The sequence below is a fragment of the Actinoplanes sp. NPDC048796 genome (genome assembly GCF_040650035.1).
In the GTDB taxonomy this organism is placed as follows: domain Bacteria; phylum Actinomycetota; class Actinomycetes; order Mycobacteriales; family Micromonosporaceae; genus Actinoplanes.
Genome location: NZ_JBEZGO010000004.1, coordinates 222,685 through 236,022, shown reverse-complemented (window position 1 = coordinate 236,022; position 13,338 = coordinate 222,685). Strand labels below are relative to the sequence as shown.

Here is a 13,338-nt window from a genome sequence, read left to right as displayed (position 1 = left end):
GCGAGTCGGAGCCGCGGGGCGGGCCGCCCGTGCAGGATGGAGACGTGGAGACGGATCTTCAGCTGGCCCAGCGGGCCGCCCTGACCGGGGCGACGGTGGCCCTGCCCCACTTCGCGGCCCTGGCCGATCTGCCCCGGGAGCTCAAGGCCGACGGGTCGGTGGTCACCGCGGCCGACCGGGCCGTCGAGGCCGCCATCCGCGAGGTGCTGGGCGCCGCCCGGCCCGGCGACAGCATCCTCGGCGAGGAGGAGGGCCAGACCGGCGAGGCCGGCGGCCGCCGCTGGATCATCGACCCGATCGACGGTACGGCGTTGTTCGTGGCCGGCGACACCCGCTGGCTCATCCTCATCGCCCTGGAGGAGGCCGGCGAGATCACCACCGCCGTGGCCGCCCATCCGGCGCAGGGCAGCCTCTGGTGGGCCGCCCGCGGCGACGGCGCCTTCGAGGGGCGCGTCGTCGGCGGGCGGGTGGTCGCCGAGACCCCCGTCCGCGTCACCTCCGACGGCGCCGAGACCCTGGCCGGAAGCCGCTTCGCCGTGGTGCCCGAGGACTGGGGCAAGGAACTCGTCGCGCCCATCAAGGCCCTGACGCCCGCGATCGCCTGGCCCATCCACCCCGCCCTCATGATCGCCCGGGGGGATCTCGACGTGGCGGTGCAGACCGGCGGCCAGATCTGGGACTTCGCCGCCACCTCGCTCATCGTGCGGGAGGCCGGCGGCACCTACAGCGGCATCGACGGCCGCCCCTCCCCCGGCCCCGGCGCCTCGGTCTACGCCCGCGGCGAGCCCCTGAGGCGGGCTGTGGTCGATCTGGTCAGCACGCCGGTGCGATGATCGTCGCATGACGACACCGCAGCCTCCGGATCCCACCGAACAGCCCTCTCCGTGGGCCGCTCCGGACGGTGCCGCGGCACCCGGACCGTACTCACCCGGCCTGTTCACGGATTCGCCCGCGCCGGGCCAGGACCCGCGGTTCACTCCCGTGCCGGCGTACGAGCAGGAGGCGCCGCGCCGCCGTACCGGCTACCTGCCCCTGCTGCTGACCGGCCTCGCCGGGCTGCTGGTGGGCGCCCTCATCGTCGGCGTCGTCTGGGCCGCGAGTGCCAGCCTCGGCGGCACCGAGTCCGACGCGGACGCCGACGCCCGGGCCTCCTGCGAGATCCTCGACCGCCTCCCCGGCACCTGGACCCGGGAGAGCTTCGACCTGGCCACCACGAACCGCCTGGCCGCCGCGTTCGCCCTGGCCGCCGCGGCCGCCAAGCAGGACAGCCGCTACCAGACCCTGGCCGAGGCTGAGCAGAACGCCCACCAGGCGGCCCTCACGTTCCAGTTGGACCTCCTGTCGATCCGCGTGCGGGAGGCCCGGAACGCGTGCGACAAGCTTTAAGACAGACCGATGGCCGCGGCGGCGCGCCCATAGCGCCGGGCTTCGTCCCGCAGGTCGACTCCCGCGCCTCCGGACAAAACGCGCTCGTTGGTCGTGGCCATCCGGAACAGCAGTGCGCGCGCCACCGCCGGTGCCGGCACATCCACCGTCCTCCACAGAGACGATGGTGCGCCGTGCCAGCAGAGCGCGTCGGCCACCACGACCCCCTCGGCGTACGCGGGCGGCCGCCAGTAGGGCGAGATGTCGATGATCGCCGGAGGGAGTCCCGGAGCGAACAACACGTTCCGCGTCAGGTCGGCGTGTACCAGCTGCGGGCGCCCCAACGGCTCCAGCGCGGACTCCAGCCGCCGGGCCAGGGCGGCGAACTCCGGCACGAACCGGACAGGCCGTTCCGCCCAGGCCGCCCTGTCCGCTTGTGCCCACCAGTCCCGTCGCGTGTCGAGGAACGCCGGCCGGCCGAGATCGGCCACCGCCCGGTGGAACGCCCGGCCGGCCGCGAGGATGTCGTGCCACGTCGACACCGCGGAGTAGTCCGGCTCGGCGCCCGGGACCCATCGGGTGGCCGACCACCCCCGTACGCTCCACGCGCCGTCCCGGGCACGGACCGGCGCCGCCAGCCGGAAACCCTGACAGGTGAGGTCGGCGAACGCCTCGGCCAGCCATTCGTGCGGGACGCCCCCGTCCGGCTTGAGTACCACATCGCCCGCGGCCCACGAGGTGCCCTGCCCACCGGTCAGCCGACGGGCGGGCCCGGCGACACCGAAGGCGTGCCGGACGGCCGCTGAAGGGTGATCACGAGACACCCGGTGCACGGTAGACCGCGCCGAGTGTTCCATCGACACGATTAAGCGGCTTCAATCGCTGACATGGATATCCTTTCCGGCCCGGCCGTCATCGATCTGCCGGACCGTCACACGGTCGGCATCCGCGTCACCACCCCGTTCCGCGGCATGTTCGCGGTCCGCGACACCCTGATGCGTGAGCTGTACGCCTGGCTCGACGCCCACGACCTCAAGCACGGCCTCACGTTCTTCCGCCTGCACGTGGTCGACATGAACGCCGACATGGACGTCGAGGTCGGTGTCGTCGTCGACTCCCCGGTCGATCCCGGCGATCCTCGGATCACCGCCGGCCTGCTGCCGGCCGGCCGCTACGCCACCATGACCTATGTGGGCCACGGCCGCCGGGCCAACGGCACCCTCATCGACTGGGTGAACGCCGGCCCCGACACCTTCGACCGCACCGAGGACCCGGCCGGGGACCGCTTCGCCTGCCGCTACGAGGCCTACCTGACCGACCCCCGCACCGAGCGCATGAAGACCCGCTGGCGGATCGAACTGTCCATCCGCCTGCGTGACTGAAAGCCGGGAAAGTCGTATGCTGGCCGACTTTGATCGTCACGGGAGGATGAAGTTGGCCGAGTACCCGCAAGAAGTCCGGGAGCGCTTCGACGGCGCCCCCGAGCAGAACGCCACCGCCCTGGTCCGCGAACCACCCGGGGGCTGGCGGCCGGTGGTCATCGAGGACTACGACCCGGCCTGGACCGACCGGTACGCCGAGGCCCGGTCGTCGCTTCACGAGGTGCTGGGCGACGCGATCCTCGCCCTCGACCACGTCGGGTCCACATCGGTGCCGGGCCTGGCGGCCAAGCCCATCGTGGACATCGACCTCACCCTGGCCGACACCGCCGACGAGTCCCGCTACGCGCCGGCGCTCGAGGCGGCCGGCTACTGGCTCGTCCTGCGCGAACCGTGGTGGCACGGGCACCGCATGTTCGTCGACACGGCCGAAGAGCTCCACCTGCACGTGTGGCCGCCGGGCGCGCCGGAGACGGTCCGGCACCGGCTCTTCCGCGACTGGCTGCGCACCCACCCCGAGGACCGGGAGTTGTACGCATCGACCAAGCGCCGGCTGGCCCGCGACGCCGGCCACGGTCGCGACTACACGATGGCCAAGAGCGAGGTCATCGACGAGATCTTCGCCCGGATCTTCGCGGCCGAGGGCTGAGCTCAGGACCGGGTGGCGCGCAGGGCCGTCAGTACAGCCGTGATCTCGCGGCGGGGACCGGCCGCGGTGGGCCGGACCCGCCGCCCGGCGCGCTCGATCAGGGCCGTCCCGGTCTCCTGTTCCAGCGTCGCCAGCTGCTGCGACACCGCGGGCAGCACCGTCCCGTACGCCGCAAGCTCGGTCAGGAGGCGCAGCCTCCAGGGGTTGAGCGTCACGACCGGTCAGTGGACGGCCGTGCTTGACAGCGACGACGGAAGTGGCCGGTGCGGGATGGCAGCGTCGGGGCATGGACGACTTCTGGGCAGACGCCGAGCGGCACCTGGTCCGCTGCAACGGCGCGGGACGGTTCGTGCCGGAGATCATCGAACGGGCCGAGGGCAGCTTCGTCCACACCGCCGGGGGCTGGCGGCGGCTCGACTTCACCTCGGGGCAGATGAGCGCCGTCCTCGGTCACTCGCACCCGGACGTGGTCGCCACCGTCCAGCGGCAGGCGGCCACGCTCGACCACCTGTTCAGCGGCGTGCTCAGCCGCCCGGTCGTCGACCTGTCCCGCGAGCTCGCGGCCACGCTGCCCGAGCCGCTGAGCAGGGTGCTGCTGCTGACCACGGGCGCCGAGTGATCGGCGATGTGCGCGGGGGCGGCCTGCTGGTGGGGCTGGAACTGGTCGCCGACCGGGTGACCAAGCAGCCGGCGGACGAGCTGGGGCAGGCCGTGACGCGGCGCTGCCTCGACCTGGGCCTGCACATGAACGTGGTGCAGCTGCCCGGCATGGGCGGCGTGTTCCGGATCGCACCGCCGCTGACCGCGACGACCGGCGAGCTCGACCTCGGCCTGGAGATCCTGGACCGCGCGATCACCGATATTCGGTAGCCGCCCGCCCGGGCCGGCGGGGAAGATCTGCGGGTGCCGCTCCACGAAGACGAGATCGCCGTCGACGAGGCGATCGTCAGGTCCCTTCTGGCCGAGCAGTGCCCGCGGTGGGCGTCGCTTCCGCTCTCCCCCGCCGGCGGCGGCACCGAGAACACGATGTACCGCCTCGGCGACGGGCTCCTCGTGCGCCTGCCCCGCAGCGTCTCGCGCGCGGCCCCGCTGCTGACCGAGCAGAGGTGGCTGCCGCGCCTGGCGCCCCTGTTGCCGCTGCCGATCCCGGTCCCGCTGTACGCGGGCCGCCCGTCCTCGTTCTTTCCGGCCGCGTGGTCGGTCCTGGCCTGGATCGACGGTTCCTCCCTGGACACCGCCGCCGTCACGGACTGGGCTGCGCTCGGCCGCGACCTGTGCGGATTCGTCACTGCCCTGCACGGTATCGATCTCCGGGACGCCACCGGCCCGAGGTGGTACCGGGGCGGCGAGCTGGCCCCCTGCGATGAAGACGCCCGCAAGGCGCTCGCCGCCTGCCGCCCCCTGGTCGGCGACACCATCGACGTCGACCGCCTCGAACGGCTCTGGACGGCCGCGCTGCGCCTCCCCCGGCTCAGCCCGGCCGAGGTCTGGCTGCACACCGATCTGAAGCCCACCAACCTTCTGGTACGCGACGGGCGCCTGTCCGCCGTCATCGACTTCGGCGGCCTGTCGATCGGCTTCCCCGACGCCGAGCACGCCCCCGTCTGGGACCTCCCGGCCCCCGCCCGCGAGGCCTACTGGAACGCCGCCGGCCTGGACGACGTCACCTGGCAGCGCGCCCGGGCCTGGGCCATTCTCATCGCGGCCAGCGGCATCCCGTACTACTGGCACACGTACCCGTCCTTCGTCGCCGAGTGCCGTGCCCGCCTGGAAGCGATCGCCCCCACTTCTTAAGTGGTCGCATATCGGACTTCAGGCACGTTTTCCGGCCGGCGGCCGTATCCTCAGGCGTACGCACGTCTCCGGAGCGTCCTATGCATGAGATCGCTGGTCCGCCGCTGCTCTTGACCGACAACCCGATCAGCGGGCGCGGAGATGACCAATTCGGGTTCGGCACGCACGGCCGCATTCTCTGCGACGCCATTCAGGCCACCGTTCATCTTCCGCTGACCGTCGGCATCTTCGGTCCGTGGGGAACGGGCAAGTCCAGCTTCCTGAACATCTGCCGCGAGATGCTGGACCGGCGTGGCATTCCCACGATCGCCTTCAACCCGTGGAAATACGACGAGAAGGAGGCGATCTGGCACGCGCTGATCCAGACGATCCTGCAGGAGATCGCCGAGCAGCCCGAGGGGCGGCGCCATGACCTGGCGGCCAAGGCCAAGCGCCTGAGCAGCACCGCCACCTGGCTTCTCATGCGCCACGCGGCCGGTCCTCTCACCGCGGGCCTGGTCACCGGCAGCGACCTGACGACCGCCCGGGACGCCTGGCAGACCACGGGCGTCGAGAACTACCGGCACATCAACCACTTCGAGGCCGATTTCGCCGAGGTGGTGCGGGCCTTCGTCGGCGAACGGGGACGCCTGGTGGTGTTCGTCGACGACTTGGACCGGTGTCACGGCGAGACCGCCATCGCCGTACTCGACGCCCTCAAGCTCTTCCTCGGCGAGGCCAACTGCGTCTTCGTGCTGGCCATGGACCTGGATGTGATCTCGGCGGCCGCCGCGAAACGGATCGGCGGTGATTTCGCGCGGGGACGCCAATATCTGGAGAAATTGATCCACTTTCCCTTCCATCTGCCGGAGGTACGGTTCGAGGCGGTATTCCGGCAACTGCAGGATTTCGTGGTGGCCGAGCTCAGCGGCGACCCGGCGCTGTGGCAGCTGGCCGAGAACGCGTTCGGCGACAATCCGCGGCGGGTGCGCCGCTTCGTCTCGGCGCTGAATCTCACCGCGGCGACCCTCCGCCAGCATTCCGAGCCCAGCCGGGACCGGTTGATGCAGGCGGCGATTCTGCTGGCGCTGCGGTTCCGCTTTCCCGACTTCTTCCGGCGGATCCAGACGAACCCGGCGGTGTGGGTGCGGCTGGACGAGGCCGCGCGCACCCAGAACAACGCGGGGCTCCGCCAGGACGAGATCGAGCTGGCCACGTCCGAACCCGGACTGTCGGACCTCCTGTTGGCCGTCACGCCCGGTGAGCGGAGCGGATGTTCGTTCCCCGCCATCCCGACGAAGGCGGAGATCGAGGTCGTCACGCGGGTCCTGATGGTCACCGGCGGCCCGGGGGAACGATCATGACCGCCGAGGCCCGGTACGTGATCGGGCTGGACATCGGCGACGGGGAGAGCTGCCTCGCCTGGGCGCCGCTCGACCGCTCCGAACCGACGCGGATCTACACGCGACAGCCCTCGATGGAGCGCAGCATCGTCACCGCCGTCGCGCAGTCGCCGTCCGGCCGGCTCATCGGCGACGACGCCGTGACCCGGCACGGGGCGACGAACTTCAGCGTCAATTTCAAGGAAGTACCGAACTCCGCGGAGACCCCGGCGGCCGTCGTCTTCGCGCAGTCCCTTCTGGCGGAGTTCCGCGAGTGCCATCCCGAGGTCGTCGCCGACGGTGTGGCGTTCGTCGGCCACCCGGCCGGGTGGCCGGCCGAGGCGGTCGCCTCGTACGGCCGCCATCTCGGCCTTCTGGGCCTGCCGGTGCGGCTGATGCCGGAGTCTCAGTCGGCTCTGCTGCACGTCCGCGACCGCTGTCAGGACGATCGGCGGCTCGAGCGTGTCCTAATCGTCGACGTCGGCTCGTCCACGACGGACTTCACCGTCGTCGAGGACCTGTCACCGAGAAACCTGCCGGTGGGGGCGGCGCTCGGATGCCGCCGGATCGACCAGGAGCTCGCCGGCCGTGTCCGGGCCGCGCTGCGTCACGACACGGCGCTGATGGCGGCCCTGGACGCCGAAGGTGGCCCGGAATTCCTGCTCCTGGCCTGCCGATGGGCCAAGGAGGCGCAGTTCTCCGGCCGGTCGCGGAGAATCATGGACCTGCGTGAGGCGTGCGAGGAACGCTTCCGGCCGATCGTGGCGGCCGCCTGGACCTGGCTCCTGAACCTTGAGATAGCGCCGATGGTGGCCGCGCCCGGCGGCTGGGGTGAGAAGTTCCGTACCGCGCTCGCGGAGGCGGCGAACCTCCTCGGCGACCGGCCCCCGCGCCTGGTCGTGCTCACCGGAGGCGGGTCGCGCATGCCGATCGCCGGACGGCTGTGCCGCGAGGTCTTTCCGGCCTCGGAGCTCGAGCACGACGACGATCCGTCGTTCGCGGTGGCCCGGGGGCTGGTGAGCAACGGGCAGCAACAGGCCGTCGTGCGCCGTTTTCGGCGTGACGTGTCCGGCCTGATGCGAGCCCCGGCGACCGAGGCCACGGTCCGGGCCGAGGCGGTGCTGGCGTTGGACGACATGAAGGCCAGAGTCACCGCCCAGGCGACGGAGGCTCACGGCTCGGCCGCCGATCTCACGCGGCGCATCAAGATCGGCATGTTCGAGGCGGCCTGCGCCCTCTCCGAGTCCCTGGAGTTCCACCTGGCCATGCGGGTGCGAAAGATCTGCCGGAATTACGGCATCCCCGGCGACGATGTGCGGCTCGGGCTGGCCCCCCTCAACGTGTTCGAGGAACAACTCGACCGCATCCTCCACCTCCTCGGCCAGTTTCAGCGGCTCACCGAACACACCTCCCGCGTGGGGTTCGCCGGCATCCCGCAGGACGTGGCTCGACATGCTCTCAGCTCCGGACTCGAGCAGGCGAGGAAGAAGTTCGCGTCACCCCTGATCCCGGGGATGGCGCAGCAGGCGATCAACGCCGCCGTCAGCCATTCCGGGTTGGGGGCCGACTTCGCGGCCCGCGCACGGATCCTCTACATACTCCGGGGCGCCGAATACTCGCCGGAACAACTCGACCAGATCGTCGCCCAGGTGCTGGCGGCGATCACCGCGCAGGTCGACACTCGCGCCGGCGAACTGGAACGCTGGCTGGCCTGACCGGCGCCGTCGCAAGAAACAGACTTTGTCTTGTACGCCGGGCCGTGAACCATGGTGGCCATGCAATGGACGCCCGAGGCAACCATCACGAACCGTGTCGCCCGCGATCGCCTCATCGCCGGCGACGTGGCGGACCACTTCGGATGGGGTACGCGGCCATGACCGTCACCGTGCGGCCGGCCGGCCCGTCCGACCGCGACCTGGTCACCGGCCTGCTCACCCGGTCCTGGGGCTCGCCGATCGTGGTCGCGCACGGCGTCCGCTACGACGCCTCCACCCTGCCCGCCCTGATCGCCCGGCGCGACGGCGCACCGGCCGGCCTGATCACCTATCACCTCGACGGCGACGGCCTGGAGATCGTCACCTTCGACGCTCTCACCCGGCACGAGGGGGTCGGCACCGCCCTGCTCGACGCCGCCGTCGCGACCGCCCGGGACCTCGGCGCCGGCCGGGTCTGGCTGATCACCACCAACGACAACCTGGACGCCCTGCGGTTCTACCAGCGCCGTGGTCTGCGCCTGGTGGCCGTCTCCCCGGGCGCCGCCGACGAGGCCCGCCGGCTCAAGCCGTCCATCCCGCTGGCCGGCGACTACGGCATCGAGATCCACGACGAGCTGGTTCTCGCGCTGCGGCTGAAAGGCGATCCGCAGTCACCCGCAGCCACCTGACCGCGCGGCGTTCCCGGTCGAGCGCGTAGCAGCGCACCGCCGCCGCCGCGAAGGCGCGGCGCGACCAGCGAGAACGCCTCGGCCGGGGCCGGCGCGCCCGCCCGCAGCCACAACGATCAGCGCATGAGCGTGGCCGGCGGGCCGAGGCCCGACCCCGCCCGGAGGACGGCGGCCGCGGTCGGGCCGGCCAGGAACGACGGGCCGGCCAGGGAGAGCCGGATGTCGGCCCGGCGGCGGGCGGCCTCGTTGACCGGGACGGCCGGCGTGAGGGTGACCGGGTCCACGGCCAGGCGGTCAGAAGTGGGCCGGGTCGTGATCCCGTCGCCCGTCCAGCGCGGCCGGGAGATCAGCAGCCTGAGTCCCACCGTCAGGGCGGCCAAGACGATCACGCGCCGCTCCGCGGCGACCCGCCACTGGATTCATGCCCCACGACGTCAGTCGTGTCGATGCTCGTCAAAGGCGTCGGGAAAGCGCTAAAGGGGCCCCGAGGGACCCCTTTAGCAAACGAGCGGACGACGGGATTCGAACCCGCGACCCTCACCTTGGCAAGGTGATGCGCTACCAGCTGCGCTACGTCCGCGCTGAGGAGAACAATACCGGATGCCGTCCAGGGGGTTCACCACCGGGGCCGCTGTGTCCGGCGTGACGTTGAGCGAGGCGGTCCTGTTCTGCGAACATGCGCCGATGGGGACACCTTTCCCGGAGCTCGGGGAGCAGTTCGAGGAGCTCGCGGCCGCCGCTTTCGTGGCGCTCGACGAGGAGCAGTTCGCACGTGCGGTCACGTACGGCCGCCCGCAGCCGGTGCGGGCCGGTGACGTGCTGTTCGACGTCGGCGACGAGAACGGCGATCTCATCCTGATCGAGTCGGGCGGGGCCGACGTCGTGCGCGGCGGCACCGACGATCCGATCCTGCGGGCCGGGCCGCGCCAGTTCGTCGGCGAGCTCAACCTGCTGACCGGCCAGACCCGCATCCTCACCGCGCGGATCACCGCCGACGGGATCGTGCACCGCGTGCCGGCGGCCGGGTTCCGCCGGCTGATGGCCCAGGACACCGAGCTCAGCGACATCCTGCTGCGCGCCTTCCTGGCCCGGCGCCAGCTGCTCGTCTCGCGCGCCACCCGCAGCCTGGACGTGGTGGCCGACGACGCCACCGCCGAGGGCCTGGCGCTGCGCACCTTCCTGGTGCGGCAGGACCTGCCGTACCGCTGGCTCCAGCCCGGCACCACCGAGGCCCGTCAGGTCACCGCCGACGCCGGCCTCACCCCGGGCGACCTCCCGGCCGCGGTCATGCCGCGGCTGACCCTGCGCAACGTCAACCCGGGGACGCTCAGTCACTCCCTCGGGCTCACCTACCGGCGTACCCCCAAGGGGATCGCCGATCTGACGATCGTCGGCGCCGGACCGGCGGGACTGGCCGCCGCCGTCTACGGCGCGTCCGAGGGCCTGGAGACGGTGCTGCTCGACGCCGTGGCCACCGGCGGTCAGGCCGCCGCCAGCTCCCGCATCGAGAACTACCTGGGCTTCCCGTTCGGGCTCAGCGGCGAGGCCCTGGCCGCCCGCGCCGTCGTGCAGGCGCTGAAGTTCGGCGCCCACCTGGGCAGCCCGTGCGGGGTGGCCTCGCTGGACACCCGCCCCGACGGCACCCACCTGATCACCTTGGTCGACGGCACCGAGATCCCGACCCGCACGGTCCTGATCGCCACCGGCGCCGCCTACCGCAACCTGCCGCTGGGCCGCTGGGCCGATTTCGTCGGCGCCGGCATCTACTACGCGGCCACCGACCTCGAGGCCAAGGCGGTCTCCGGCCTGCCGGTCACGGTCGTCGGCGGCGCCAACAGCGCCGGCCAGGCGGCGATCTACCTGGCCCGGCACGCCGGTCACGTCACTTTGGCCGTACGCGGCGACAGCCTCACCAAGGACATGTCGAACTACCTCGTCGAGCGCATCCTGGCCGACCCGCGCATCACCGTGCGCACGGCGACGGAGGTGACGGCCCTGGACGGCGGCCACCGCCTGGAGGAGATCACCCTGACCGGGCGCGCCACCGGCCTCGGCGACCCGTGCGGCTGCTTCGGCCTGTTCTGCTTCATCGGCGCCGAACCGGCCACCGGCTGGCTGACCGGCGTGGCCCTGGACGAGAACGGCTTCGTGCCGACCGACGTCCAGCTGGCCGGCCGGTGGACCGGCACCACCCGCCCGCCGCTGCCGTTCGAGACGAACATCCCCGGCGTCTTCGCCGCCGGCGACGTCCGCACCGACTCGATGAAGCGAGTGGCGGCCGCCGTGGGTGAGGGCGCCAGCGCGGTCCGTAGCGTCCACCAGGCCCTGGCCCACCTGGGCTGACTTCCGGGTAGCATCTGGCGGATGCCGATGGAAGCCACGATCCTCCACGAACCAGCCGATCCCGACGGCCTGGTCGTAGCCTCCCTCTCCGGTGAGCTCGACCTCGACCGCGCCGACGACGTCCGCGACACCCTGGCCACGATCGCCGCCGACCCGGCCTGCCGCTACCTGCGCGTCGACGTGGCCGGCCTGGACTTCATCGACTCGTACGGCTTGGGCGCCCTGGTCAGCGCCCGCAACACAGCGGCCGCCCACGGCGTGACGTTCACCCTGGCCAAGCCCTCACCCCCGGTCCAGAAGGCCATCGAGGTCACCGGCCTGGGCCACGTCTTCGGCCTCTGACCGGCGGTCAGCGTTCCTCGCCGAGCTCGTCGAGTTCCAGAGTGCCCGCGTCGGGGTCGGCGACATAGCGGGGCATGTCCGCGTCGAGCACGAACACCACGGTGTCCAGCAGTTCGCTGAGGCGCGGCTTGCGCTCCCACGCGGCGACGTATTCGCGTGTCAGCTCGCTGAACGCTTCGATCAGGCGATGTGTCTGACGGTCGTCTGCGGTCTCCGCCTGCGCCCGCTGAGCCCCGTCGGCGAAACGGGCCACCAGCCGGCCCGAAAGAACGGGCCCACCGGTCCCTTCGACGAGCTCCGGCGCACTGCGGAGGGCGGCGGCGATGGCCGCCAACAGCGTTCCGACGGTGAGCGCCGGAGCCCGGCGCCCACCGTCCGATTGCGCCATCTCGGTGAGGGCCCGGCCGACCGCGTCGGCCGGAACGTCGCCGATGACGTCCGCACCCCGGCCACTCCCGAACCAGGACATGACTACGGCGGGCACTGGCCGAGTCGAGCGACGATGAGCTTGCGAAGCTCGGTCATCCTCTTATTGCTCACCTGTTTGAGCTTGCGGTTCATCACCTTCCACTTACCGTCCTTCACCTCGATATCGATGTTCTTCTGCTCCAGGTACTGGGCCTGCTCCGAGGTCAGCCCCGTCGCTCGCGGGCGGAGCTTCACGCCTTCCATGAATTCGAAGAATTCCTGCTGCTTGGGCGTCATCACACCCTTGAACTGCCGCAGCATACGTCTGGCCAGTTTCCGATGCTGATCTTGTCGGTCGGGGACATCGTCGCTGAGACCGATGTAAATCTTGTCCTTGTATTTTTCGTTGAAACCCTCGTAGACCGAATATCCCCCATAGCCGTAGTTGACCTCACCGGCGTTGTGTACCAGGACGCCGGGGCCCACGAAGTAGTTCGGTATGCCTTCGAGACGAAGATTGAAGGTCGGGTACGAGCCGGTCTCGCCGGCATCGTGGCCTTGCACCTCGGCCGGCGAACCATCGGCGAGCAGCAATAGCATCGAGGGCGCCAGGTCACGGGCACGGACCCAGTCGCGGACCCCCTCGACCCAGAACCGGTGATCGCCGGTGGCGTGCACGACCCGACCGGCCACGGTGACCGCGTAGAACCTGGTGGTGGCATTGTTCAGTACCGCACCGATCACGCTCTCGACGGTTTCGCGCCGCTCGAGATCGTAGGACAGCACCCGGTCGCCGACGGTCAGCGTGTCAATGCGGCGCGGGCCCGATCTCGTCAGGACGGCGGTGTCGGCCGAGAAACAAGGCAGTTCCACGCGTGCGTCGGGATCAAGCTCGCGGGTCAGCTTGTCGATGCGCTTGTTCAGCTTGGCATTCGCTGCCCCGGCCTCGTTCCGGCGCTTCTCGAGGGCGGCCTTCTCCTTGCTGAGCTTGTCAGCCTTCTTCAAAAGTTTCGCGCGAGGCTTTTTGCCCTTGGTGCCAGTACGCTCCTCCAGGATTTCGTTGATCCGGCGACTCAGCGTGTCGATCTCTTTCTGGAGTGCTTTAATCTTGGCTTCGTTGGCCGCCTTCTCCGCCTGCGCCTCGGCCAGGGCTTCCTCGGCCGCCTTGGCGGGTCCTTCCGCAGGCTTGGCGGGTTCCTCCGCAGGCTTGGCCGGCTCCTCCGCAGGCTTGGCCGGCTCCTCCGCAGGCTTGGCCGGCTCCTCCGCAGGCTTGGCCGGCTCCTCCGCAGGCTTGGCCGGCTCCTCCGCAGGCTT

At 71.1% G+C, this 13,338-nt stretch carries 16 protein-coding genes, 1 tRNA gene and 1 pseudogene; 12 read left to right on the top strand and 6 right to left on the bottom strand.

Going from position 1 to position 13,338, the window contains the following annotated elements:
• Positions 1-44: 44 nt before the first annotated feature.
• Positions 45-833: an inositol monophosphatase gene (locus AB0C26_RS19675; protein ID WP_360248879.1), complete on the top strand. Its 789-nt coding sequence runs from the start codon at positions 45-47 to the stop codon at positions 831-833.
• Positions 834-840: 7 nt separating this feature from the next.
• On the top strand, positions 841-1,386 hold the full coding sequence (locus tag AB0C26_RS19670; RefSeq protein ID WP_360248876.1) for a hypothetical protein: 546 nt from the start codon (positions 841-843) through the stop codon (positions 1,384-1,386).
• On the opposite strand, the gene AB0C26_RS19665 is transcribed toward AB0C26_RS19670, so the two are convergent.
• Positions 1,383-2,189, bottom strand: coding sequence for a TIGR02569 family protein (locus AB0C26_RS19665; protein ID WP_360248873.1), 807 nt, complete (start codon positions 2,187-2,189; stop codon positions 1,383-1,385). The genes AB0C26_RS19670 and AB0C26_RS19665 overlap by 4 nt on opposite strands.
• 63 nt (positions 2,190-2,252) lie before the next feature.
• Here AB0C26_RS19665 and AB0C26_RS19660 point away from each other — a divergent pair, with 63 nt between their 5' ends.
• Both AB0C26_RS19660 and AB0C26_RS19655 read left to right on the top strand, forming a co-directional pair.
• The gene (locus tag AB0C26_RS19660; protein WP_360248870.1) at positions 2,253-2,747 is read left to right on the top strand and encodes a GyrI-like domain-containing protein; all 495 of its coding nucleotides are present in this window, start codon (positions 2,253-2,255) and stop codon (positions 2,745-2,747) included.
• Between the two features lie 46 nt (positions 2,748-2,793).
• Positions 2,794-3,393 carry a GrpB family protein gene (locus AB0C26_RS19655; RefSeq protein WP_360248867.1) on the top strand — a complete coding sequence of 200 codons (600 nt, stop codon included), beginning with the start codon at positions 2,794-2,796 and terminating at the stop codon, positions 3,391-3,393.
• 62 nt (positions 3,394-3,455) lie between these two features.
• Here AB0C26_RS19655 and AB0C26_RS19650 read toward each other — a convergent pair.
• Positions 3,456-3,608, bottom strand: a pseudogene (locus AB0C26_RS19650) (LysR family transcriptional regulator); the annotation flags it as partial.
• Between the two features lie 71 nt (positions 3,609-3,679).
• Between AB0C26_RS19650 and AB0C26_RS19645 the strand changes: the two are divergent.
• The 6 genes from AB0C26_RS19645 to AB0C26_RS19620 all read left to right on the top strand — a co-directional run bounded on the left by AB0C26_RS19645 (position 3,680) and on the right by AB0C26_RS19620 (position 8,931).
• Positions 3,680-4,012, top strand: coding sequence for an aminotransferase class III-fold pyridoxal phosphate-dependent enzyme (locus AB0C26_RS19645; protein ID WP_360248864.1), 333 nt, complete (start codon positions 3,680-3,682; stop codon positions 4,010-4,012).
• Positions 4,009-4,263 carry a hypothetical protein gene (locus tag AB0C26_RS19640; protein WP_360248861.1) on the top strand — a complete coding sequence of 85 codons (255 nt, stop codon included), beginning with the start codon at positions 4,009-4,011 and terminating at the stop codon, positions 4,261-4,263. The genes AB0C26_RS19645 and AB0C26_RS19640 overlap by 4 nt, the downstream gene beginning before the upstream one ends.
• 33 nt (positions 4,264-4,296) lie before the next feature.
• Complete coding sequence (locus tag AB0C26_RS19635) at positions 4,297-5,187, top strand: phosphotransferase (protein ID WP_360248858.1); 891 nt, start codon at positions 4,297-4,299, stop codon at positions 5,185-5,187.
• Positions 5,188-5,267: 80 nt separating this feature from the next.
• Positions 5,268-6,530 carry a P-loop NTPase fold protein gene (locus tag AB0C26_RS19630; RefSeq protein ID WP_360248855.1) on the top strand — a complete coding sequence of 421 codons (1,263 nt, stop codon included), beginning with the start codon at positions 5,268-5,270 and terminating at the stop codon, positions 6,528-6,530.
• Positions 6,527-8,263: a hypothetical protein gene (locus AB0C26_RS19625; RefSeq protein ID WP_360248852.1), complete on the top strand. Its 1,737-nt coding sequence runs from the start codon at positions 6,527-6,529 to the stop codon at positions 8,261-8,263. Before AB0C26_RS19630 ends, AB0C26_RS19625 begins: the two co-directional genes overlap by 4 nt.
• A 158-nt stretch (positions 8,264-8,421) precedes the next feature.
• Positions 8,422-8,931: a GNAT family N-acetyltransferase gene (locus AB0C26_RS19620; protein ID WP_360248849.1), complete on the top strand. Its 510-nt coding sequence runs from the start codon at positions 8,422-8,424 to the stop codon at positions 8,929-8,931.
• Positions 8,932-9,047: 116 nt separating this feature from the next.
• Here AB0C26_RS19620 and AB0C26_RS19615 read toward each other — a convergent pair whose 3' ends face one another.
• Both AB0C26_RS19615 and AB0C26_RS19610 read right to left on the bottom strand, forming a co-directional pair.
• Entirely contained in the window at positions 9,048-9,320 is a 273-nt protein-coding gene (locus AB0C26_RS19615) for a hypothetical protein (RefSeq protein WP_360248846.1), read from the bottom strand.
• A 118-nt stretch (positions 9,321-9,438) separates the two neighbouring features.
• Positions 9,439-9,511: transfer RNA gene (locus AB0C26_RS19610), tRNA-Gly, on the bottom strand.
• A gap of 104 nt (positions 9,512-9,615) precedes the next feature.
• Between AB0C26_RS19610 and AB0C26_RS19605 the strand changes: the two genes are divergently transcribed.
• On the top strand, positions 9,616-11,274 hold the full coding sequence (locus AB0C26_RS19605) for an FAD-dependent oxidoreductase (protein WP_360248844.1): 1,659 nt from the start codon (positions 9,616-9,618) through the stop codon (positions 11,272-11,274).
• Positions 11,275-11,295: 21 nt separating this feature from the next.
• Entirely contained in the window at positions 11,296-11,616 is a 321-nt protein-coding gene (locus AB0C26_RS19600) for an STAS domain-containing protein (RefSeq protein WP_360248841.1), read from the top strand.
• A 7-nt stretch (positions 11,617-11,623) separates the two neighbouring features.
• Here AB0C26_RS19600 and AB0C26_RS19595 read toward each other — a convergent pair whose 3' ends face one another.
• The gene (locus AB0C26_RS19595; protein ID WP_360248838.1) at positions 11,624-12,100 is read right to left on the bottom strand and encodes a hypothetical protein; all 477 of its coding nucleotides are present in this window, start codon (positions 12,098-12,100) and stop codon (positions 11,624-11,626) included.
• A partial coding sequence (locus tag AB0C26_RS19590) for a polymorphic toxin-type HINT domain-containing protein (protein ID WP_360248835.1) occupies positions 12,088-13,338 on the bottom strand: 1,251 nt, incomplete at its 5' end. The genes AB0C26_RS19590 and AB0C26_RS19595, both read right to left, overlap by 13 nt.

What these genes read in the sequence shown, in the direction of transcription:
- AB0C26_RS19645 (WP_360248864.1), top strand. Translation starts at nt 3,680, where the DNA reads ATGGACGACTTCTGGGCAGACGCCGAGCGGCACCTGGTCCGCTGCAAC.
- AB0C26_RS19630 (WP_360248855.1), top strand. Translation starts at nt 5,268, where the DNA reads ATGCATGAGATCGCTGGTCCGCCGCTGCTCTTGACCGACAACCCGATC.
- AB0C26_RS19605 (WP_360248844.1), top strand. Translation starts at nt 9,616, where the DNA reads ATGGGGACACCTTTCCCGGAGCTCGGGGAGCAGTTCGAGGAGCTCGCG.
- AB0C26_RS19655 (WP_360248867.1), top strand. Translation starts at nt 2,794, where the DNA reads ATGAAGTTGGCCGAGTACCCGCAAGAAGTCCGGGAGCGCTTCGACGGC.
- AB0C26_RS19660 (WP_360248870.1), top strand. Translation starts at nt 2,253, where the DNA reads ATGGATATCCTTTCCGGCCCGGCCGTCATCGATCTGCCGGACCGTCAC.
- AB0C26_RS19620 (WP_360248849.1), top strand. Translation starts at nt 8,422, where the DNA reads ATGACCGTCACCGTGCGGCCGGCCGGCCCGTCCGACCGCGACCTGGTC.
- AB0C26_RS19600 (WP_360248841.1), top strand. Translation starts at nt 11,296, where the DNA reads ATGCCGATGGAAGCCACGATCCTCCACGAACCAGCCGATCCCGACGGC.
- AB0C26_RS19625 (WP_360248852.1), top strand. Translation starts at nt 6,527, where the DNA reads ATGACCGCCGAGGCCCGGTACGTGATCGGGCTGGACATCGGCGACGGG.
- AB0C26_RS19670 (WP_360248876.1), top strand. Translation starts at nt 841, where the DNA reads ATGACGACACCGCAGCCTCCGGATCCCACCGAACAGCCCTCTCCGTGG.